18 protein-coding genes and 1 tRNA gene are annotated in these 22,486 nt (G+C 55.3%); 9 read left to right on the plus strand and 10 right to left on the minus strand.

The features are described from left to right. Position 1 precedes the first annotated feature (1 nt). The 9 genes from ACZ5FM_RS12565 to ACZ5FM_RS12605 all read left to right on the plus strand — a co-directional run bounded on the left by ACZ5FM_RS12565 (position 2) and on the right by ACZ5FM_RS12605 (position 8,854). Positions 2 to 1,159: a methionine ABC transporter ATP-binding protein gene (locus ACZ5FM_RS12565; protein WP_464038862.1), complete on the plus strand. Its 1,158-nt coding sequence runs from the start codon at positions 2 to 4 to the stop codon at positions 1,157 to 1,159. Next, positions 1,113 to 1,805 carry a methionine ABC transporter permease gene (locus tag ACZ5FM_RS12570; protein WP_192488166.1) on the plus strand — a complete coding sequence of 231 codons (693 nt, stop codon included), beginning with the start codon at positions 1,113 to 1,115 and terminating at the stop codon, positions 1,803 to 1,805. The genes ACZ5FM_RS12565 and ACZ5FM_RS12570 overlap by 47 nt, the downstream gene beginning before the upstream one ends. Before the next feature lie 77 nt (positions 1,806 to 1,882). Next, positions 1,883 to 2,941, plus strand: a complete 1,059-nt coding sequence (locus ACZ5FM_RS12575) for an isopenicillin N synthase family dioxygenase (protein ID WP_259143248.1) — start codon at positions 1,883 to 1,885, stop codon at positions 2,939 to 2,941. A gap of 194 nt (positions 2,942 to 3,135) precedes the next feature. Then, the gene (locus tag ACZ5FM_RS12580) at positions 3,136 to 4,176 is read left to right on the plus strand and encodes an ABC transporter substrate-binding protein (RefSeq protein WP_464038863.1); all 1,041 of its coding nucleotides are present in this window, start codon (positions 3,136 to 3,138) and stop codon (positions 4,174 to 4,176) included. An 8-nt stretch (positions 4,177 to 4,184) separates the two neighbouring features. Further along, on the plus strand, positions 4,185 to 5,180 hold the full coding sequence (locus ACZ5FM_RS12585) for an ABC transporter permease (RefSeq protein WP_464038864.1): 996 nt from the start codon (positions 4,185 to 4,187) through the stop codon (positions 5,178 to 5,180). Beyond that, positions 5,180 to 5,971: an ABC transporter ATP-binding protein gene (locus tag ACZ5FM_RS12590; protein ID WP_464038865.1), complete on the plus strand. Its 792-nt coding sequence runs from the start codon at positions 5,180 to 5,182 to the stop codon at positions 5,969 to 5,971. Before ACZ5FM_RS12585 ends, ACZ5FM_RS12590 begins: the two co-directional genes overlap by 1 nt. Next, a complete protein-coding gene (locus tag ACZ5FM_RS12595; RefSeq protein ID WP_464038866.1) occupies positions 5,964 to 6,260 on the plus strand; it encodes a hypothetical protein in 297 nt (98 codons plus the stop codon). Before ACZ5FM_RS12590 ends, ACZ5FM_RS12595 begins: the two co-directional genes overlap by 8 nt. 38 nt (positions 6,261 to 6,298) lie before the next feature. Next, entirely contained in the window at positions 6,299 to 7,660 is a 1,362-nt protein-coding gene (locus ACZ5FM_RS12600; RefSeq protein ID WP_464038867.1) for an O-acetylhomoserine aminocarboxypropyltransferase/cysteine synthase family protein, read from the plus strand. Positions 7,661 to 7,846: 186 nt separating this feature from the next. Further along, positions 7,847 to 8,854: an acyltransferase family protein gene (locus ACZ5FM_RS12605; RefSeq protein WP_464038868.1), complete on the plus strand. Its 1,008-nt coding sequence runs from the start codon at positions 7,847 to 7,849 to the stop codon at positions 8,852 to 8,854. Positions 8,855 to 9,022: 168 nt separating this feature from the next. On the opposite strand, the gene ACZ5FM_RS12610 is transcribed toward ACZ5FM_RS12605, so the two are convergent. The 10 genes from ACZ5FM_RS12610 to tilS form a co-directional block, all read right to left on the minus strand. Further along, positions 9,023 to 9,099, minus strand: a tRNA-Met gene (locus ACZ5FM_RS12610). 135 nt (positions 9,100 to 9,234) lie between these two features. Next, positions 9,235 to 10,431, minus strand: coding sequence for a tRNA 2-thiouridine(34) synthase MnmA (gene mnmA / locus ACZ5FM_RS12615; RefSeq protein ID WP_464038869.1), 1,197 nt, complete (start codon positions 10,429 to 10,431; stop codon positions 9,235 to 9,237). A gap of 208 nt (positions 10,432 to 10,639) precedes the next feature. Then, entirely contained in the window at positions 10,640 to 11,821 is a 1,182-nt protein-coding gene (locus tag ACZ5FM_RS12620; protein ID WP_464038870.1) for an OpgC family protein, read from the minus strand. A gap of 366 nt (positions 11,822 to 12,187) precedes the next feature. Then, on the minus strand, positions 12,188 to 13,255 hold the full coding sequence (locus ACZ5FM_RS12625) for a Tim44 domain-containing protein (protein WP_312945710.1): 1,068 nt from the start codon (positions 13,253 to 13,255) through the stop codon (positions 12,188 to 12,190). A gap of 201 nt (positions 13,256 to 13,456) precedes the next feature. Further along, entirely contained in the window at positions 13,457 to 15,052 is a 1,596-nt protein-coding gene (serA, locus tag ACZ5FM_RS12630) for a phosphoglycerate dehydrogenase (RefSeq protein WP_464038871.1), read from the minus strand. 78 nt (positions 15,053 to 15,130) lie between these two features. Then, a complete protein-coding gene (locus ACZ5FM_RS12635; RefSeq protein ID WP_250982175.1) occupies positions 15,131 to 16,309 on the minus strand; it encodes a phosphoserine transaminase in 1,179 nt (392 codons plus the stop codon). A 214-nt stretch (positions 16,310 to 16,523) separates the two neighbouring features. Further along, a complete protein-coding gene (locus ACZ5FM_RS12640) occupies positions 16,524 to 17,369 on the minus strand; it encodes an outer membrane protein (RefSeq protein WP_259143215.1) in 846 nt (281 codons plus the stop codon). A gap of 194 nt (positions 17,370 to 17,563) precedes the next feature. Next, the gene (gene glmM / locus ACZ5FM_RS12645) at positions 17,564 to 18,919 is read right to left on the minus strand and encodes a phosphoglucosamine mutase (protein ID WP_464038872.1); all 1,356 of its coding nucleotides are present in this window, start codon (positions 18,917 to 18,919) and stop codon (positions 17,564 to 17,566) included. Between the two features lie 174 nt (positions 18,920 to 19,093). Beyond that, a complete protein-coding gene (gene ftsH, locus ACZ5FM_RS12650; RefSeq protein ID WP_464038873.1) occupies positions 19,094 to 21,043 on the minus strand; it encodes an ATP-dependent zinc metalloprotease FtsH in 1,950 nt (649 codons plus the stop codon). Between the two features lie 153 nt (positions 21,044 to 21,196). Then, the gene (gene tilS, locus ACZ5FM_RS12655) at positions 21,197 to 22,486 is read right to left on the minus strand and encodes a tRNA lysidine(34) synthetase TilS (RefSeq protein ID WP_464038874.1); all 1,290 of its coding nucleotides are present in this window, start codon (positions 22,484 to 22,486) and stop codon (positions 21,197 to 21,199) included.

Consider the following 22,486-nt stretch of genomic DNA (forward strand, 5'->3'; position numbering starts at 1 on the left):
CATGACCCTTTTGGCACGCACAAATGACGCGACCGAAACGAAGCCACGCTCACAGGAGCATGGCTCTGGCCTTCGCCCGGCAAACACAAGGCCGATCATCGAAATCCAGTCGCTGAGTAAGACCTATGACGCCAAAAGCGGCCCGGTGCTGGATGACATCAGCTTGAATGTCAGCGAAGGTTCGATACATGGCATCATTGGTCGCTCCGGTGCTGGTAAAAGCACATTGGTGCGCTGCCTGAACGGGCTCGTCAGCCCCTCCTCTGGCCGGGTATTCGTGTCCGGCCGGGAAATAAGCGCCCTGAAGGGACAGGATCTGCGCAAGGCGCGGCGGCAGATTGCCATGGTGTTCCAGCATTTCAGCCTGTTGTCGTCCCGCACGGCAGCGGCCAATGTTGCCCTGCCGCTGGAAATTGCCGGCATAGCCAAAGAAACCATTCGCAAACGTGTCCCCGACCTTCTGGAACTGGTTGGCCTTTTGGGCAAGGCAGATGCCTATCCGTCAGAGCTTTCCGGCGGGCAGAAACAGCGCATCGGTATTGCCCGTGCACTCGCCCTTGAACCAGCCGTGCTGTTGTCCGATGAGGCAACGTCGGCACTCGACCCGGAAACCACAGAACAGATCCTCGATCTGCTCAAGGATATCAATCGCCGCATCGGGCTTAGCATCGTGCTGATCACGCATGAGATGGATGTGGTCCGGCAGATCGCTGATCACGTGACCGTTCTCGAACAGGGGCGGATCATCGAAAGCGGCCCGACATTTGATGTCTTTGCTTTTCCCCGTTCCAAGACAGCGCGCTCCTTCCTCTCCAGCATCGTCGCACATGACCTGCCGGAAGAGGTGACCGCACGATTGGTGCCGGACGCCACAGGCGACACCGACCCGGTCATTCGTATCACCTTTACCGGTTCATCGGCACATAGTGCCGTGGTGGCCGACCTTGTGGAGCGTTTCAAAGTGCGGCCCAACATTCTGCATGGGCGCATTGATTACATAGGTGATGCAGCGCTCGGTATCCTCACCATTGTCTCGGAAAACACCGGACCACGCCTGCCCGACATTCTGTCTTACCTGTCATCACTCGGTCTTCATGGAGAGGTTATCGGTCATGCTGTCCGACCTGCTGTCACCGGCGCTCATCGCGCTGCTCATTGAATCAATCAAGCAGACCGTTACCATGGTGGCGGTGGCTGCCCTGCTCTCGACGCTCATCGGCCTGCCACTCGGCGTGCTGCTCGTCGTCACTTCGCCAGGGCAGTTTCTCGAGCGGCCAATTTTCAACCGGGTCACTGGCACCCTGATCAATCTCATCCGCTCGACGCCCTTCATCATCCTGATGGTCGCTATCATTCCCTTCACGCGGCTTGTGGCCGGCACAACGGTTGGTACATTTGCGGCCATCGTGCCGCTGACGGTAGCAATCACCCCACTTTATGCCCGGCTTGCCGAAACCGCGATGCGCGAGGTTGATCAAAGCCTGATCGAAGCGGCTGAAAGCATGGGCGCAACACCGCTGCAGATCATCTTCAAGGTGCTGTTGCCGGAAGCCCTGCCCGGCATCATCGCTGGCCAAACCGTCACACTGGTCAGCCTGATCGGTTACTCCGCCATGGCCGGCACTGTCGGTGGTGGTGGATTGGGTGATCTTGGTATCCGTTTTGGTTACCAGCGGTTCATGCCTGAGGTCATGGTCGCGGTGGTCGTCATTCTCGTCGCTATCGTCCAGTCCGTGCAGATGACCGGTGATTTTGCCGCCCGTCTCGTCAATCACCGCATAGCACGCAGCCGCCGCTCCGCCTGACAGCGGCCGGGCGCCGACGCAGGAACCTTCTTAATTTCAGGGCTCAGGCTCACCAACGTAATTCAAAGGAGAACATCATGACCGTTCATACGCTTGCTACCCAACTGCCCTTTGTCGACATTTCCCGTTTCAACGCCGGTCCGGAAGAGCGCGCGCGCTTTATCGATGAGCTGCGCAAAATCCTGCATGACCATGGCTTTTTCTATCTGACCGGCCATGGCGTGGATCCAAAATTTCTTGCAGACGTAGTCGCAGCCTCCAAGCGGTTTTTCGCCCTGCCTGAAAAGGACAAGCTGGAGATCGAGATGGTCAAGTCTCCGCATTTCCGCGGGTACAACCGTGCCGGCCTCGAACACACGCGCGGTCAGCAGGATTGGCGCGAACAGGTGGATATCAACAATGAGTCCACGCCAGTCGAGATTGGTCCAGATACCCCGGCCTGGGCACGCCTGATCGGACCCAACCAGTGGCCATCAGCCTTGCCGGAACTCAAAGACCTGCTGCTCGCTTATCAGGCAGAAGTGACACGCATCGGCATCGACGTGCTGAAAGCCATTTCCGTCGCTCTCGGTCAGGACGAAAACGTCTTCTCCAGCATCTATGACCCAGAGCCGACAAAACTTCTGAAAATCATCCGTTACCCCGGCCGTGACGTGGCGCAGAGCGATCAGGGCGTTGGCGCCCATAAGGATGGCGGTTTCGTCACCGTGTTGCTGCAGGACGTCGTTCCGGGTCTGCGTGTGCAGACGGAAGATGGCGTCTGGATTGATGCGCCGCCGGTTCCCGGCACCTTTATCATCAACACCGGCGAATTGCTGGAGCTGGCCACCAACGGTTTTGTGCGCGCCGACGTTCATGACGTTATCGTGCCGCCAGCCGGCACCGAACGTTTCTCCGTCGCCTTCTTCATGGGCGCCCGTTACGATGCCAGCATTCCAGTCATTGACCTGCCGGAAGAGTTGAAGCGCAGCGAACGCGGCATCACCGTTGATCCACTGAACCCGATCTTCCGCGACGTTGGCAATAATGTTCTGAAAAGTCGTCTGCGCTCGCATCCGGATGTGGCGCGTGCCCACTACGCCGATCTGCTGACACCGGAACAGCTGACCGGCAACAAGGTGGCTTCGGCCTACTAACTCTTCGAAACAACAGACCCACCGGCCTTTCCATAGGCAGTGGGTCGTTCCATTGCATGTTGAACAAGCTGTGATCTGGACGCGCGTTTTGTTCGAAAAATTATCCGCTTTGTGTTTTATAAATAGTCTATAAAATCTATGTAATTTTATTGTTGCTGCTAAGTTTTTCCCTATCAAACGATGAGGGGCAAACCATGTCAAAGCTTTCCAGCAAATCTTCACCCGCCAAACGCGGTATCAGCCGCCGCACGATCCTCAAATCTGCCGCAGCTGTGGGAGCCACCGCAGCAGTTGGCGCGCTGGCGGGTCGCACAACAAGCTATGCCATCGCAGGCAACCTTATTCCCATCAAGTTGGAATGGACCGAAGTGGCAGCCTGCCACTCTCCCGTTGGTTTTGGCCTTTCCAAGGGCATCTACACCAAACACGGGCTGGATGTGGAACTGTTCTACCAGGGGGCTAGCGGCCAGACCCTCATCCAGGCACTGGCAACCCGCAAGGCAGAAGCAGGTCCTGGCCTTCTCTATGATTGGCTGAAACCCATCGAACAGGGTTTTGACGTCAAGCTGTTTGCGGGTTCGCATGGTGGCTGCCAGCGCGTTCTGGTCAAGCCGGATTCCGGCATCAAGACGCTGCTCGACCTCAAGGGCAAGACCATCGGCACATTTGATGTGATGTCCCCGTCACGCGTTGCCTTCTCGGTGGCATTGGCAAAGGCTGGCCTCAACCCGGAAACCGACGTCACCTGGAAGGTCTTCCCCTTCGATCTGGTCGCGGAAGGTGTGTTGAAGGGAGAAGCCGATGCGGTCGCGCATATGGACCCCTGGGCTTACTCCTATGAAAAACAGCATGGCTTCGTGAAGATTGCCGACACCCAGACCGAAACATTCCAGGATCGCGTGTGCTGCGTACTAGGCGTTAACGGCGATTATTATGAGGCCAACAAGGATGCCATCAAACGTGTCGCCTCTGCCAATCTCGAAGTGCATCAATATACCGCCAAGCACCCGGATGAAGTTGCCAAGTGGTATTTCGATACACTGAAACCTGGCCTTCCCTTGGAAGACCTGACGGAAGTCCTTGCGTCCTTGACCTACCATGACCACTGGTTCGGCAAGGAACTGCTCAACGAAGTTCGTATCGGTTACGAGGATCTGAAACTGACAGGCGTTGCCGATGCATCGACCGATCCGGAAGAAATCGCCAATCGCATCACTATCGACATATTCGCGTGAGCTGAACAATGACCGATGTGTTGAGAAACGATTTTGGCACAGTTCAACAGGCAGCCTTTCGGCCATGGAAACCATGGCGGAATGGACTGCTGGCTGCCGCGAGCTGGGGGACGGCAGCGGCAGTCACTTATCTGCTACCTGACGTCATCAACTGGAATGCCACGGGTCTGTTTGCCACCATCGTCGCTGGCATAGCCCTCCTCTTGCTCGCCTTGGCGTTTGTTGTTCCGCTCTCCGACAAAAGAACAAAGACATTGCAGCATTATGGCCCGTGGCTGGTTGCCATTGGTGTCTGGTTTGCGGTTTGGGAATTGCTGACTGCAAAGCTGGGCTGGTTGCCAAAGCCGTTTTTTTCGCCACCACAAGGCCTGCTCAACGTCTACATCACAGACTGGGAGCGTCTACTGGTCTGCGTTGGATATACCGCCCGCCTGTGGTCGCTCGGTTTCTTCTCCGGCATTGCGGTTGGCTTTGTTGCCGGTGTCGCTCTCGGTTGGTCAAAATCCTTTGCCTACTGGGGCATGCCGGTGCTGAAACTGATCGGCCCCGTGCCGGCAAGTGCGTGGATACCCTGCACCTTCTTCATTTTCCCAAGCACCTTCCAAGCGTCGATTTTTCTGGTGGCTCTGGCCTCGGGCATTCCTGTCGCCATCCTCACCGCCGCCGGTGTAGGGCAGGTCAACCGCGCCTATTATGATGTTGCGCGAACACTGGGTGCATCCACCTCCTACCTGATTTTCAAAGTGGCGGTTCCGGCATCACTTCCCAATGTGTTCGTCGGGCTGTTTATGGCGCTCTATTATTCCTTCGCTGTTCTGGTCGTTGCGGAAATGCTCGGCGCAAAATTTGGCCTTGGGTGGTACCTGCAATTCAACACAGCCTATTCCGCCTATGCCAACGTCTATGCGGCGCTGATCATCATGGCGCTTATCTGCGCTGGCCTAGTTCGATTGCTGTTCGTTCTCCGATACAGGCTTCTCAACTGGCAGAAGGGAATTCTCTGATGGCCCTTGCCTTTTCCTCGACCGAAGACAGAAACCGCAACCTGCAGCTTGAGATTGACGGCGTTTCCCATCACTACGATTTGGGAGACCGCACCCTGCCCGTGCTCGACAATGTCTCGATCAGCGTCAAACCTGGAGAGTTCGTGGCGCTGCTTGGCCCGTCTGGTTGCGGTAAGTCCACATTACTGCGGCTGGCTGCCGGGCTGGAGCAACCCAGCCAGGGATCGCTCAGCGAGGACGGCACGCCGATCACCAATCCCGACCCGGACCGTATTCTGGTGTTTCAGGATGCAACCCTGTTTCCCTGGCTCACCGTGCGCAAAAACATCGCCTCAGGTCTGGATGCACGCGGCGTGCTGAAAGAACAACAACACCGGGTCGATGAGCTTCTGAAACTGGTGAAGCTGGAAGCCTTCGCCGACGCCTATCCGCATCAGCTTTCAGGCGGCATGGCGCAGCGCGTTGCCATTGCGAGGGCTCTTGTCAATGATCCAAAATTGCTGCTGCTTGACGAACCCTTCGGCAAGCTCGATTCCCTGACCCGGCTGACCATGCAGAAAGAGCTGTTGCAGCTCTGGAAGCAAACAGGATTTACGGCGCTGCTTGTCACCCATGATGTCGAAGAAGCCTTGCTTCTGGCGGACCGTGTGATCGTGTTTTCAGATCGCCCGGCCCGGATAGTGGCTGAAGTCAATGTTGCCAAACCACACCCGCGCAAACGTGATGACAGTGACCTCTTGGATTTGCGCCGCAGTCTGCTGGAACAGTTAGGGGTATCCCACGATGTTTGAGAAGCGGTTTGTCGTCTTCACCCTGTCTTTGTCCATCACACTGCTATTGCTCAGCCTTGGCTGGTGGTGGCTGGTTTTCGGCAATGTCGTGAAAAACGGCTACATCACCACAGCACAGGCCGCGACATGCCTTGCTGCTGAGACCGATCTTTGTCGTCTCGCGCAGGCCCTCTGTAGCAACGAACATTTTTTTGAAATCCGCTGGTACGCCCCGGAAACCCTTTGGGCATCAGCAGCCCTGCTGCTTGTCGCACTGGCCCAGACATCCTTTCGACCAAACACACCATAACCAGACCTGTTTCCCAACCCGTTTCAAGGAGGAAGACGATGACCATTCAACAATCCACCGACGAAATTCTGCAATCTGTCCCGCAGCAGCCGACAGGCACAGCAACCTTCAAAAGCATTCATCCAGAAACACAGGCCATTCACGGTGGCAGCTTCCGTTTTGACCCGACAACAGGAGCCGTTGCGGTTCCGATTTACCAGACCACATCCTTCCAGCTTCCCGGCACCGACGGCGCCGACAAGCTGTTTGCGCTGGAAGCACCGGGACATCTCTACACCCGCGTGTCGAACCCCACACAGGACGCCTTTGAACAACGTCTGGCAGAGCTGGAAGGTGGCGCGGCCGCACTGGCAGTTTCCTCAGGTCAGGCAGCCTCTGCTTTCGCCATTCTCAACCTTGCCCGATCAGGAGACAACATCGTCAGCGCAGCCGGTCTTTACGGCGGCACATGGGCGCTATTTGCCGCCACACTGAAAAACTTCGGTATTGAGACACGCTTTGTCGATGGCAACGACCCCGAAGCCTTTGCCCGTGCAACCGACGACCGCACCCGCGCCTATTACGCAGAATCCCTGCCCAATCCCAAGCTGGAAGTGTTTCCGATTGGCGAGGTTGCAGCGATCGGTCGCAAGCTCGGCATTCCGCTGATCATCGACAATACAGCCGCACCACTCACCATCAAACCGCTGGAACATGGCGCTGCCATCGTCGTTTACTCCGCAACCAAATATATTGGTGGCCATGGCACATCGATTGGCGGCGCGATCGTTGACGGCGGCAACTTTCCATGGGCAGATTTGGCAGATCGCCAGCCGCAACTGAATGAACCTGACCCAAGCTATCAGGGCAAGACATGGATCGAAAAGGCCGATGCCATCGGCTTCTTCCCTTACATCCTAAGGGCACGCGCCGTTCTGCTGCGTGACATCGGTGCGGCGATCAGCCCGCAAAATGTCTTTCAACTTATTCAGGGGCTTGAGACGCTGCCACTGCGTTTGCGTCAGCATAATGAAAACGCCATCAAGGTGGCTGAGTTTCTGCAAAGCCACCCGAAGGTGTCCAACGTCATCTTCCCGAAATTCCAGACGGGCAAAGCTGCCGAACGCGCCAAGACCTATCTGAAAAATGGTGCTTATGGCGCACTTGTTGGCTTCGAGCTGAAATCAGGACGCGATGCCGGCCGACGTTTCATCGACTCGCTGCAACTCTTTTATCATCTCGCCAATATTGGTGATGCACGCTCACTGGCCATCCATCCGTCAACGACGACCCACTCACAGCTGTCGGTGGAAGATCAACTTAAAAGCGGCGTGACACCGGGCTATGTGCGCCTTTCGATTGGTCTGGAACATCCCGACGATCTGATTGCTGACCTGACACAGGCACTGGAAAACGCGTAACCACGCGTTTCATGTCATCTGGCGATTCAAATGACCTTAACGCCTCGTACGAAAACTACGGGGCTTTTTTGCTATTTTGGAAAGATGAGATGGATTCTTCCGTCGGCTTAAAATCAGTGTATTTACCCGTGGCCTGACGACCGGTTGTCATATATGCAACTTGCGAGTGCCGATTTGGGGAACTGCATGACTTTCACGAATGTTCAATCGCTACGCGCGATCGCCGCTATTCTTGTTCTATGTGCCCATCTAGGTGGGATCGGAAGATCAGTTCCCGAGGCCGCGATAATAGATGGCTTGGGGTGGGCCGTATTCGGAGTAGACATTTTCTTCGTAATAAGCGGCTACATCATTGCCTACGTCACGTCGAGGCAGTGGCGAAACGGACTGGAATTTCTGACACTACGCGCGATCCGTATCTACCCGCTCTATTGGGCTGCCATCCTGTTGTATGTGGGGCTGCCACGTGCGGATTCGTATGCAATACAATCTATCTTACTGCTTCCGGTCCTAAGCGCTGATGGAAGTTTTTACCCTATTCTTGATGTGGGCTGGACGCTCATTTTTGAAATGTTCTTCTACGCTTGTGTCGCGGCTTCGATGGTTCTTCCCAAGAGATTTATGGTTGCCACTGTGGTTGGCCTATTGGCTGCCTCGCACGCCGCCAGCTACATGATGCCTGGTGGGGCGTGGCAAGTCTTTTTTGGGCACACGATCCAGTTTGAATTTTGCATAGGTATTGCTGTGTGGAAACTCTCAAAGGCGGCAATTGATGGCCGACTGATATCAGTCCTCGCGGTTGCCGCAATTTGCTGTATTTTGCTTGTTCCAGCAAGCGAGCCTACCCGGGTTATTGCGTACGGTTTCCCTGCGGGCGTCGTATTACTTACAGCCCTGTGGTTAGAGAAAAGAGGCGTGACTTCGCCTAAGGTGCTTACCTATCTCGGCGACGCGTCATTCGCAATTTATCTGACGCATCCCATTACATTGATGAAGATCGCACCATCGGTAGGACGGTCACTTTCCTTCCTCGACCCAGTCTTGGTATGGTTTGCTATTGGCACATTATCAATTGCCGTGGGAGTGGCCACTTATGCTCTCTTCGACGGACCAGTTCACCGACTTTTGAAGAGGAAGTGCATCTGGTTCTTCAGCCGTCGCCTCGGCAGAAGTGTAAGGCAGGCGGCGGAGTAGCCTTCCTCCCGATCTTCAAAGCAGTTTTAGCTTTGAGACGCCTTTGACAGGCCTTTCAGATATAATGAAATTCCAATTCCCCCTGTCAAAATTCCGAAAAATCGCGGCGATCTACAAATCCACTCTGAAAAGAGCTTTTCGATTTTGTCGATTTGTCATGAAAGAATTTGGTAGCGGGAGAGGGACTTGAACCCCCGACACGCGGATTATGATTCCGCTGCTCTAACCACCTGAGCTACCCCGCCACAAGGAACGGCGACTTTGTTTCAAGTCTTTGTTCCCTTAGGATGAGCGGCTTATAAAGTGCCGCTCCCTTTTATGTCAAGCGCAAGATTTGCAATTTTAATAGCTTTCGACAAGCCTGTGAATATTGCAGGATTTTACGCGGCCACTGAACCTTCCAGCAGCGTCTTTAGAGACATCTCTGCTTCAGCCGAACGCTCTGAACGGCCAATGAAACCGCCGCCATACACGCGGGCATCGGCACCCGTCGCAGAATAGAGCACGCAAGCCTGCCCCGGTGCCACACCTGCTTCGCCGACCATCAGATCGACATAAACGCCGTTGCCGTCATAATGGACAACAGCCTCTGCTGGCGGACGCGTGGAGCGGACCTTGGCAAAACAGCGGAAGCCGTTTGCCGCATCTTCTTCCAGCGACCTGTCACCCAGCCAGTTGATGTCACGCAGATAAACACGGTGTGTTTCCAGCGCTTCCTTCGGGCCAACAATCACCCGTTTGCCGCGCGCATCGAGATGCACGACATAGAGCGGCTCACCCGTTGCGACGCCGATACCGCGACGCTGACCGATGGTATAATTGACGATACCTTCGTGGCGACCAAGCACACGGCCGTCGAGATGAACGATGTCACCCGACAACGCCGCATTCGGTTTCAGCTTGTTGATGACATCGGTATATTTGCCCTGTGGCACAAAACAGATGTCCTGACTGTCCGCCTTCTTGGCGACGACAAGGCCCATTTCTTCCGCCAGTTCGCGGGTCTGCGCCTTGGAGAGGCCGCCAAGCGGAAAACGTAGGTAATCGATCTGTTCCTGTGTTGTCGCAAACAGGAACCAGCTCTGGTCGCGATCACTGTCAATCGGCCGGTAAAGCGCCCGTCGGTTTGGATTACCGGGAACCGGGTTGTTGCGAGAGCGGATATAATGCCCAGTCGCCAGCGCATCGGCACCCAACTCCTGCGCAGTCTTCAGAAGATCTGCAAATTTGACAGTCTGGTTGCAGGCAACGCAAGGAATGGGTGTTTCACCCATGGCATAACTTTCCGCGAACGGGTTGATCACCGTTTCGCGAAAGCGTGCTTCGTAATCCAGCACGTAATGCGGAATGCCAAGCGTTTCACAAACGCGACGCGCATCATCAATGTCCTGACCTGCACAGCAGGAACCCGCGCGGTGTACGGCTGCGCCATGGTCATAGAGCTGCAGGGTGATACCGAGGACATCATAGCCCTCACGCTTGAGGATACCCGCCACCACGGAGGAATCCACACCGCCGGACATGGCGACAACAACGCGAGTGTCTTCCGGCTTCTTGTCAAAGTCGAGTGTATTCAAGTTTTTGTCCAATCGTCAGCCATACCGGGGGTCAAGGCCCCGGCGCCTGTCGTTCAATTCCACAAAACATGCCGCAGAGCAGCCTGGCGCTCAAGAGGTACGGAACGTGGAATTTTGAGGGTGCATATAAAGAATATCGGGCCCGCAAACAAGTACAGGGCGGGAAACCGCCCTGCCCTGTAAGCATATCTCTTGATTGTCGTTAAAATCAGGCGGTCGCCTTGGTTCCACCAATCCACTTGTCTCGTTCACGCCACAGCGCAGGCAAAGCAAGTAGGGCGATACCGAGGATCGCAATCAGCGTCTTTTCCAGCTGCGACAGCTCCGCTGTACGACCGTCCATGTAATAGACGGCATAGACGATAGCGACGTGCCAGACATAGACCTGCAGGGAATGGCGACCCAGCAGTTGCAGGAACTTGAGCGACAGCACCCAGATAACGCCATTGGCAATACGACGCACAATCTGGCTGTGGTGTTTAGGGCCGGCAATCAACAGCCATGTCAGGCCAACGCCAACCGCGATGAAGTTGATCAGATAGACCGGGCCGAAGTCAGCACGAATTTCCATCGCTGCGAACTTGCCAATCACGTAGTCGGGCATGAAGCCCCAAGCCGTCGCAATACGCAGTGGCATGAAGAACAGGCAGACCAGAAGAGCAACCTTCGGAATCCAGCTGTTTTCTGGCGAGAAGATCTTCTTCCACTCGATCTTGTTCTGGGCGGTCATTGCACCCATTACCAGAGCCGAGAAGAACACTATCTGCCAGCCCAGCATGTTGAAGCTGACACGGATACCCTGATCGTCAGGACCTTTGACGAGCTCATGCAGTGGCGTGGTGATGACCTTCTGCAAACCAAGCTGTCCAGCCATCCATACGAGCAACGAACCAACCATCACATAGGCCCATTTGCCATCGAGGCACAGCTTGATGAGTACAGGCGCAAACAGCATGTAGACGATATACTGTGGCAGAATGTCCATGAAAGTCGGCTGGAACACAAAGGTCGCGATGGCGGCCAGACGCAGCGGATCATCAAACGATGTCGCACCGATCCAGTTGAACCAGACATAGGAAGCATGTGGCAGAACTAGCGTGACGGCCAGAACCGCAATCACCAGACCCATGGCATATTTGTAAAGCTCCATGGAACGGTTCCAGATGGCCTGACGCCCGGTCTCATAACCGTACTTCATCATCTTGCGGGCATAGACCAAGCCAATCAGCAGACCGGACAGGAACACGAAACCCTGCGCATCTTCCACGAAGGCAAACTGGCGGTGGTTGACCTCAACCAGCCAATAACCGCCCACAAACACAAGGTGGTTTATCAGCATGAAAACAAGAAAATAACCGCGCATCCCGTCGATCAGGTCAAAGCGTTTCATCTCGATAGCTCTCCATTCTCTTGAGGACCGCGCATCGCCCGGCCTTGTTTACGAACCTCTGGCATCGGTTTGACAACGCACATTTCGCCAAGCGGTTCCGCAGAAAACGATCATGGTAGCCATAGGCTTGATCACGTTTTTGCAAGTGCACAATGGTTACGAAGGTGCCGCTGAATGCCGGATGAACGAAAAAGGGCAATAATGTGAATGTGATCAGCCCAACAGCTAAAGCTGCGATCACAGATTGCAAGCGACCAGTAAAACAGCAGTGACGCGTCAATTATTTGCACGCAGCAATACGCAAAACGCCGCAGTGCATCTCGGTGCACTGCGGCGTCATAAACCTTCAAATCAGTCTTTTATGGATCAGGATGCCGACTGGATAGCCGAAACCTGCCACTCGGATCCTTCGCGGCGCACAAAAGTCCACAGCTCGGTCGATTCGGTTGCCTGGGTCTCGTCACCCTCGATAACCTTACCCGTTGTACGGTCACGCATCACGTCGATACGCGAGTACAGCATGGCGACAGTCGCGTAATCACGTCCTTCTTCATGCCAGGCTTCTGCGAGGTCGCCCTGCAGCAACTGAACATCGCTGACGTCGTTCTTGACGCCGCTTGTCGCGTTGTCGCTCAACTCTTCCGCCAGGTAGGACATGGCTTCTGGAGTGGTGAGCTTGCGAAGTGCAGCATAGTCTTCTGCAGCATAGGCAGCCTGTACGTCCTTGAGCATCTGCTCGAACTGACCAAGGTCTTCGCCCGTAACGCCAATCTCATCGCCTTCAGACATGGCATTGGCATGCGGAACTGGCTTTGGCGCGACAGCGGCTTCAGCAGCAGGCGCGGCGTTACCGGCAGCACCGGACAGGGAGCCCATCTGCGGGATCTTGAAGCCACCCTGACCCGTCGGCGGGTTGGACGAACCGGAATAGTTGCTACGCTGCGACTGGCCGCCGGCATAAGCAGGCTGCTGCTGACGGCGCGACGCGAAGAAACGCATAGCCAGCATAACCAGCACACCAATCAGCGCGACCTGCAGCAACATGCCGAAGAAACCGGCCATACCGCCAAAACCGCCGCCCATCAGCATACCGAACAGACCACCCATCAGAAGGCCGCCCATAAGGCCACCGGCCATACCGCCGAAAAGACCACGGTTCTGCTGTGGCTGCTGTGCGTTGGCCGGACGTGTCTGCGCAGCACCAGGAGCCGCCTGGCTTGGCGCCGTGTTCGGTGTCATGCTGCGATTGATCGGTGCAGCCTGACCCGGCGCAGTGTTGGTTGCAGGTGGGGCAGAGAATGTACGCGTTCCACGGCTGCCGAAACCACCGCCAGCGCGACGAGCCTCAGCCATATCCACAGCCACGAACGAAACAGCAATTCCCAAAGCGGCAACCGCAAACAAACCTTTAAAGCGCCGAACGGCAGCAAACATCGTCTTCTCCTGTTGTGCCGCCCTCCCATGAGCGGCCTATCGTCGGACCATATAGCAACTCTGGATGATCATTTTTAGTGCCTAATTATAAAATTTTTCGTGATAAACAACCCTTGATTGCGTCCACCAATAATGCACAAAAAACCCGGCACTGGATTGCTCCAGTACCGGGCCTCTATTGTCCCCTTGGGAGGAACGATATTACTCGACGTTGAACGCCAGAGACTTGACCTGGCGGATGGCCGGGTTGGCACGGAGCTTGTCCAGAACGGTTTCTGAAACAGGGCCGTCCACGTAGAGAAGCGCGATAGCATCGCCAGCTTCTTTTTCACGGCCGAGCTGGAAGTTGGCAATGTTAACGCCCGCTTCGCCCAGTGTCGTACCCATGAAGCCGATCATGCCCGGTACGTCGGTGTTGGTGATGTAGATCATGTGCGAACCGACATCAGCGTCCATGTTGATGTTCTTGATCTGGATGAAGCGTGGCTTGCCGTCCGAGAACACGGTACCAGCGACGGAACGAACTTGATTTTCGGTCTTGACCGTCAGCTTGATGTAACCGTCGTAAACGCCGGTTTTGTCGCGCTTGACTTCGGAAAGGATGATGCCCTTTTCCTTGATCATAATCGGTGCGGAAACCATGTTCACGTCAGAAACCTGCGGACGGATCAGACCGGCCAGCAGCGCTGATGTCAGCGCCTTGGTGTTCATGTTGGCGGTTGCACCATCATAAAGAATTTCGATTTCCTTGGTGGCGCTTTCCTGCACCTGACCAACGAAGGAGCCGAGAACGTCTGCAAGGCGAATGAACGGCTTGAGGCGTGGAGCTTCATCAGCAGTGATCGACGGCATGTTGATGGCGTTGGAAACAGCACCCTTGACGAGGTAGTCCGACATCTGCTCGGCAACCTGTAGAGCAACATTTTCCTGTGCTTCTGTTGTCGACGCGCCAAGGTGCGGCGTGCAGACAACGTTTGGCAGGCCAAACAGCGGGCTTTCCGTTGCAGGCTCAACTTCGAACACGTCGAAGGCGGCACCGGCAACGTGGCCGGACTTGATGGCGTCAGCGAGAGCCTTCTCGTCAACAAGACCACCACGGGCGCAGTTGATGATGCGAACGCCTGGCTTGGTCTTGGCAAGGTTTTCAGCGCCGAGAATGCCGCGGGTCTTGTCAGTCATTGGAACGTGCAGGGTGATGAAGTCAGCCTGTGCTAGCAGCTCGTCCAGTTCAACCTTGGTAACACCCATTTCCTGGGCGCGCTCAGGCGACAGGAAGGGGTCATAGGCCAGAACGCTCATCTTGAGGCCGAGTGCACGCGAGCAGACGATGCCGCCGATGTTACCGGCACCGATAACGCCAAGCGTCTTGCCAGTGATTTCAACACCCATGAACTTCGACTTTTCCCACTTGCCCGCCTGCGTGGAGGCATCGGCAGCAGGAAGCTGGCGAGCAACAGCAAACATCAGCGCAATGGCGTGTTCAGCAGTGGTGATGGAGTTACCAAATGGCGTATTCATGACGATGATACCGCGACGCGATGCCGCCGGGATATCTACGTTGTCGACACCAATACCAGCGCGACCGATAACCTTGAGGTTGGTTGCAGCTTCGATCAGCTTTTCGGTTGCCTTGGTGGCGGAACGGATGGCCAGACCATCGTAGTTGCCGATGATTTCGGCTAGCTTGTCCTTGTCCTTGCCAAGCTTTGGCTGGAAATCAACTTCAACGCCGCGATCACGGAAGATCTGGACAGCAGTTTCCGACAGTTCGTCAGATACGAGTACGCGAGGTGCCATGTTTGGGCTCCCTAAAAACGGTTTATTCATAAGATGAGGTATGTGCGGCCCTGCACTTTGCAGGGCCGGTAATCCAAATCAGGCCGCAGCCTTGGAAAGCTCAGCCTTCTGCGTTTCAAACGCCCAGGCAAGCCATGGCATGACAGCTTCAATGTCAGCCGTTTCAATCGTGGCGCCAGCCCAGATCCGAAGACCGGACGGAGCATCGCGGTAAGCGCCGATATCGAGCGCTACATTTTCTTTTTCGAGAAGTGCAACAACGCCCTTGGCGAAAGCAGCCTGTGCGTCAGCATCTAGAGCTGCAACATCCTTGTCGACGATCTTGAGGCAGACAGAAGTGTTGGAGCGGGTTTCATCGACAACGGCCAGATTTGCAATCCAGTCATTGGCGGCAACGAAATCGTAAATCACCTTGGCATTGGCATCAGCGCGCGCGATCAGCGCGTTCAGACCCCCGAGATTCTTCGCCCACAGCAGCGCATCGATGTAGTCTTCTACGCAAAGCATCGAAGGTGTGTTGATGGTTTCGCCGGTGAAGATGCCTTCAATCAGCTTGCCGCCGGATACCATCCGGAAAATCTTTGGCAGCGGCCATGCAGGCGAATAGCTCAGCAGGCGCTCAACAGCACGTGGCGACAGAATGATAACGCCGTGGCCGCCCTCGCCGCCGAGAACCTTCTGCCAGGAGAAGGTGACAACGTCGAGCTTGGTGAAGTCCATGTCCTGCGCAAAAGCAGCCGAAGTGGCGTCACAAATCGTCAGACCCTTGCGGTCCGCCGGAATGAAATCAGCGTTAGGAACGCGAACGCCCGAGGTTGTGCCGTTCCAGGTGAAAACGACGTCACGATCGAAATCAACTTCCTTGAGGTTCGGCAGCAGGCCGTAGTCGGCCTCGAACTTACGAACGTCTTTCAGCTTGAGCTGCTTGACGACGTCGGTAACCCAACCGGCGCCAAAGCTTTCCCATGCAACCATATCAACGCCACGCTCACCGAGCAGCGACCACAGTGCCATTTCAACAGCGCCAGTGTCAGATGCGGGAACGATACCGATGCGATAATCGGCGGGAACGTTGAGTACTTCGCGGGTGAGGTCAATGGCCTGCTTGAGCTTGGCTTTGCCAACCTTGGCGCGGTGCGAGCGACCGAGCGGGGCATCAGCGAGCGCTTCGAGCGACCAACCGGGACGCTTCGAGCAAGGACCAGAAGAAAAATGGGTGTTGTTCGGACGTACGTCCGGTTTTGCAATCGCAGTCATAATGCTATCCTTCCAGATAGAAAGCCTCTCGTTAGGGAGAGGTGGCCTGCCCCGGTGGATATGCCTGTCGCTTGTTACAGTCAAGCGGAATATGTCGCTGGAACAAAAAATATTGGCGCAGCTGCGCCATATCGATGATCAGGAAAGTGCCCTGAAAATGCAAAAAACCGCCCGCACCTGAAAGGCACGAGCGGTCTTGTTTTCGAAACTGAAATTACTTGTAAACTGCTGGTTGGATTGGGATTTCTGCTGGCGGCATGTACTGTGCCGTGTCGCAACCGCCGAAGACGTAACGACCGCCAAGGCGCACTTCATGCGAGTAGAAGCCCTTGTCGCGGCCTGGGCCACCACCGACGCTGTCATAGCCAAACATGTCGCCCTTGCCGATCTGGCGGAAACGATATCCGACATCAGCCTTGAGATTGCAGGTTACGTCGATCGATGCACCGGCCATCAGCGCATAGGCGAATCGCCAGCCGCCCTTGCCGCCATGGGTGAAGGTCGGGTCGCAGTTGGAAGGATCGCCTACCTCACACGATGTGTTTCTGAGGTTAGCCCACTTAACGTAGGAACCGCCGATACCAGCACCAACGTAAGGTGTGAAACGGCCAAATGTCGCCAGATCGACATATGCATTGGCCATCAGCGTGTAAGCGCGCAGTGAAGACAGATCTGTCGATACGCAGCTACCAGCTACGCCACAGCTGCCAAAGGTCGAGCCACGGAAGTTGCTCTTGGCCATGTAGTCAAACGTCAGATCCGTACGGAAGTGGTTGTTGATCTGATAACCAACACCAACGCCGCCCATAAAGCCACCCTTGAGCTTTGTGGAGCGGAAATCTGTCAAACCGGCTGTGAATGGACCCTGATAAAATTCAGCGCCACGCGACTTGTTGTAGGCGTAGCCGATATCTCCACGCAGATACCAACCGTTTGATTCGGTGATCTGAATTTCTGGTGCCTCAATATAGGCCGGAGGATCTGGCTGATAAAGGTCGGCTGCAAATGCGCTGGATCCCGCCGTCAACGCGGCGAGAATGCCAATCAGGCTTTTTTTCATAACATCAACTCCAGAAGCGGCACCTGCGCCCATGGCCGCATGCCAGTAAACTGTTCCGTTATGAATAATGAATGAGAAAGGTTAAGTGCCGATTAACTACGATCATTCACCAAGATTTATTAATACAGGCGAAGAACCGGCAACAAAAAAGCCGGTACAAGGCCGGCTTTTCAGTAACTTAGAGAGTATTTTTCTTACGCAGCAGCACTGCGCGCATTGACAATAACGTCAACCAGACCGTTTACGACGCTCTCAACTTTCACGCTGTCATCGCCTTCTGCCATAACACGGATCAGCGGCTCAGTGCCGGACGGACGAATGACAAGACGGCCATTGCCAGCCAGCTCGCTCTCCGCGTCGGCAATCGCCTGAATAACCACAGGGTTTTCAAGTGGCTTGCCGCCGGAAATACGAACATTCTTCAGCAGCTGAGGTACAGGCTCGAACTTGCGGCAGATTTCGCTAACCGTCTTGCCGGACCGCTTCACACAGGCAAGCACCTGCAGCGCAGCGACAAGACCATCGCCCGTCGTACCGTAATCAGACAGCACGATGTGGCCGGACTGCTCACCACCAACATTGAAGTTATGGTTGCGCATATGCTCAACCACGTAACGGTCACCCACCTTCGTACGGGCAAGAGACAGTCCTTTACCGCCAAGGAAACGTTCAAGGCCAAGGTTGGACATGACAGTCGCCACGATACCACCGCCCCGTAGAATATTGTCATTGGCCCAGCTGTCGGCAATGACCGCCATCAACTGGTCGCCATCGACCACTTCGCCACGCTCATCGACAATGATCACGCGGTCAGCATCACCATCAAGGGCAATACCGATATCGGCACGCACTTCATGCACCTTCTTGCGCAGGGCTTCCGGATGGGTGGAACCGCATTCAAAATTAATGTTGGTGCCATTCGGCTCATTGCCGATCGTCACGATATCAGCACCCAGTTCCCACAGTGCTGCGGGAGCAGCCTTATAGGCCGCTCCGTTGGCGCAATCGATCGCGATACGCAAACCATCCAGCGTCACTTCGCGTGGCAGGGTGCGCTTCACGAATTCGATGTAGCGATAGATATCGCCATCGACGCGCTTGGCACGGCCAATCTCGTGCGGTTTTGCCAGCTGGGAATAGATATCTTTGTCGAGCAGGTCTTCAATTTCCAGCTCCAACTCGTCGGACAGCTTGTAACCGTCGGGGCCAAACAGCTTGATGCCGTTATCCGCAAACGGATTATGCGAAGCGGAAATCATCACGCCGATATCGGCGCGCAGAGAACGCGTCAGCATGGCAACAGCAGGTGTCGGAATTGGTCCAAGAAGGAAAACGTCCAGTCCAGCTGCAGTAAAACCGGCGACCAATGCGTTTTCGAGCATGTATCCCGAAAGACGGGTATCCTTGCCAATAACCACGCGGTGGCGGTGATGTCCGCGGCGGAAGATTGTGCCGACCGCAATACCAACCCGCATTGCCAGATCAGGCGTCATGGGAAAGACGTTGGATTGTCCGCGGATACCATCGGTCCCGAAATAACGGCGTGTCATGTGAACTCCAGAAATAGTCGCGCGATCAGCGCACATGCTCTGCTCATGCCATAAACAGCACAATACAGCACGTAAATTACCGCAAACACGGATTACATCTTGTTACTGTAAAAAAAGACCATCCGGCAAAACCGGATGGTCTGTTTTCCACTGACATTTACTGTCAGGCACAACTTAATGTGGTTGTGGCTCCATGCCACCTTCAGCTTCACCGTCGCCCTTGGCTTCGGTTGGACCGTCTTTCTTGGTGCCAGCCTTCGGAACTGCGGAACCACGGCTGTTGGAGGAACCATCATCGCCAAGATCGCGGGCTGGTTTTTCACCCCTGATCAACGCCTTGATTTCTTCGCCCGTCAGGGTTTCGTATTCCAGCAAGCCTTCTGCCAGAGCCACGAATTCGTCGTGCTTCTCCGTCAGGATGCGGCGTGCTTCGGTGTAAGCCTCATCAATCAGACGAAGAACTTCGTTGTCGATTTTCTGGGCTGTGGCTTCGGACACATTCTTGGACTGCGAAACCGAGTGACCAAGGAAGACTTCCTGCTGGTTTTCACCATAGGCAACCTGACCGAGTTCATCGGAGAAGCCCCACTGGGTCACCATCGCACGGGCCAGCTTGGTAGCCTGCTCGATATCAGAAGACGCACCAGAAGTGATGTTTTCCTTGCCGAACGTCAGCTCTTCAGCAACGCGACCACCCATCATGATAACGAGACGAGAAACCATCCACTTGTAGCTCATGGAGTAGCGATCGCCCTCAGGCAACTGCATGACCATACCAAGGGCGCGACCACGCGGAATGATAGTTGCCTTGTGCAGCGGGTCGGCCACCGGCACATTGAGCGCGGTGATGGCGTGACCAGCTTCGTGGTAGGCTGTCAGCTTCTTTTCGGCTTCAGTCATGGCGGTCGAGCGGCGCTCGGCACCCATCATGATCTTATCCTTCGCGTCTTCGAATTCCTGCATCGTGACAACACGCTTGTTACGGCGTGCGGCCATCAAGGCAGCTTCGTTGACGAGGTTCATCAAGTCAGCACCGGAGAAGCCGGGTGTGCCACGTGCCAGAACCTTGAGGTCGACATTTGGCGCAAGCGGAACGTTGCGAACGTGGACCTTAAGAATGCGCTCACGGCCAACGATATCCGGGTTCGGCACAACAACCTGACGGTCGAAACGGCCTGGACGCAGCAGAGCCGGGTCAAGAACGTCAGGACGGTTGGTCGCCGCAATCAGGATAATACCTTCATTGGCTTCGAAACCATCCATCTCGACCAGCAACTGGTTGAGTGTCTGTTCACGCTCGTCGTTACCGCCGCCAAGACCGGCGCCACGATGGCGGCCAACGGCGTCGATTTCGTCGATGAAGATAATGCACGGCGCATTCTTCTTCGCCTGCTCGAACATATCGCGCACACGGCTTGCACCAACACCCACGAACATTTCAACGAAGTCCGAACCGGAAATCGTGAAGAACGGAACGTTGGCTTCACCTGCGACAGAGCGGGCAAGAAGCGTTTTACCGGTACCAGGAGGACCAACGAGAAGAACACCACGCGGAATTTTACCGCCGAGGCGCTGGAACTTCTGCGGGTCACGCAGAAATTCCACGATTTCTTCCAGATCCTGCTTGGCCTCATCAACACCGGCAACGTCATCAAACGTGATACGGCCATGTGCTTCAGTTAGCAACTTCGCTTTGGATTTGCCAAAGCCCATTGCGCCGCGCGAGCCACCCTGCATCTGCCGCATGAAGAACAGCCAGACGCCGAGAATGAGGAACATCGGCAAAAGCGTGCCAAGGTAGCTCAAAAAACCGGAGGAGCCATCGCTCTCCGGCCGCGCTACGATCGTTACGTTTTTGCTTTGCAGACGCTCCATCAATGAATCATCGATAACCGGAGAGTAAGTCTGGAAAGCGGTGCCGCTTTCCGTGTACGTGCCAAGCACTCGATTGCCCGTAACAGTCACGTCACGCACTCGACCGGAGTCCACATCACGCAGAAACTGCGAATAAGGAATCTCACGCGAACCCGATTGCGAGGGCGACGTCTGGAACATGCTGAACAACGCGATCAGCAAGAGGGCAATAATGGCCCACAAGGCGAAATTTCTAAAATTTGGGTTCATCGAACTCCCCGAACTCACACGGACATCTTATGTGCCCGCTCATCTGTGCCACTAACATAAGGTCGACATATGCCGTTGCCAAGGCAGACACGGCATTCAGATGCGTTTTCAAGCAAAAAGTCTGAAAATTAAATCGATAAAAACAGCTCTAATTTAAACCGGTGGCTGTAACACAGGTGCGCAATCCAGCAGAATTGCTATTTCGCCTGCCAACTCAAGGTCGAAATCCGGTAAAAACAATTCGTAAGGCATAAGTACAGAACGCGTGAGAATCGCCGTTCGACCCGCGTCAAAAATATCCGGCATGGAGGAGAAGGCACGTTTTGCCACACCAACCGGCACATTGGGGAAAATCACAGACGCCAGTTCCGTATTTTTTCCACCATTTGCGGAGACATCAACCGGCTCTGCAGACGGATTGTGCAGCATGAACCGCTCATCCCATAACACAGTCTCACCGGGTACAATTTTCAGCGACGGCAGGTTTCGGTTTTCACGGTAGAGGTACAAACCATCACGACGACGATCAAACACCGTGCGGGATACTGTCATCCGGCCAAGCCTATTTTGCAGAATGAACGCGGAGAGCCGGTCCATGCTGTCCGCCGCCGGCAGATGTTGGCGGCCACCAATCACCGCAGCCACTGCCGCAAGTGCGGGACGCCACACGTCCAGTTTCTGATCGAAGGCCTCATTATGCAGCCAGATCACACCACTGCCCTCACCCTGCGCGTGGTCTTTCAAAAGACCGGCAGCAGCATGAGAGATTGCCTTGCGCTTTTCTCCTGCATTGCGATCAACAGATGCTGCTGAGAGCTGCTCCAGACCTTGCCGTGTCCGCACCCGCTCATATTTGCGGTCTTCATTGCTGGGGTCATCCACCCAGCCCAACTGCTCATTGCCGAGAAATTCACGAATATCGGCGCGGCGTACGGACAGGAACGGTCGGAAGAGCCAATGCCGGCCAGCATAGAGCGTGCGCTTTGCCATGCCGGAAAGCCCGGTATTTTCTGTGCGCGTGCTGCGGGCGGCCCGCATTAACACGGTTTCAAGCTGATCATCGAGTGTGTGCCCGGTTACGATGACGGTCGTGCCGAGCTCTTCGGCAACCGCTGCTACCAATCGGTAACGGGCGAGCCGCGACGCCTGCGAAATGCCAGAATTGGGTTTAACCTCGTCCCATCGGCGAATGACGTGTTTGACGCCGAAACGTCGGCAAATCTCGCCAACCTGCCTGGCCTCTTCGGCAGCCTCGGGCCGCAACTGATGATCGATAGTAACAGCAGATAGGGCGACATCATCATTGGCGCTGGCGTGTGCAGCTTTTATCAGCGCCAGCAGCAGACCGAGGGAATCGCTGCCACCAGAAACCATAACGAGGATTTTGGCGGGTTTGCGTAATTGCCTGATAAAGGTCTGCGCGGCGGCGGCAGGGCTTGTCAC

This window comes from Agrobacterium sp. 5Ca50 (genome assembly GCF_055381905.1).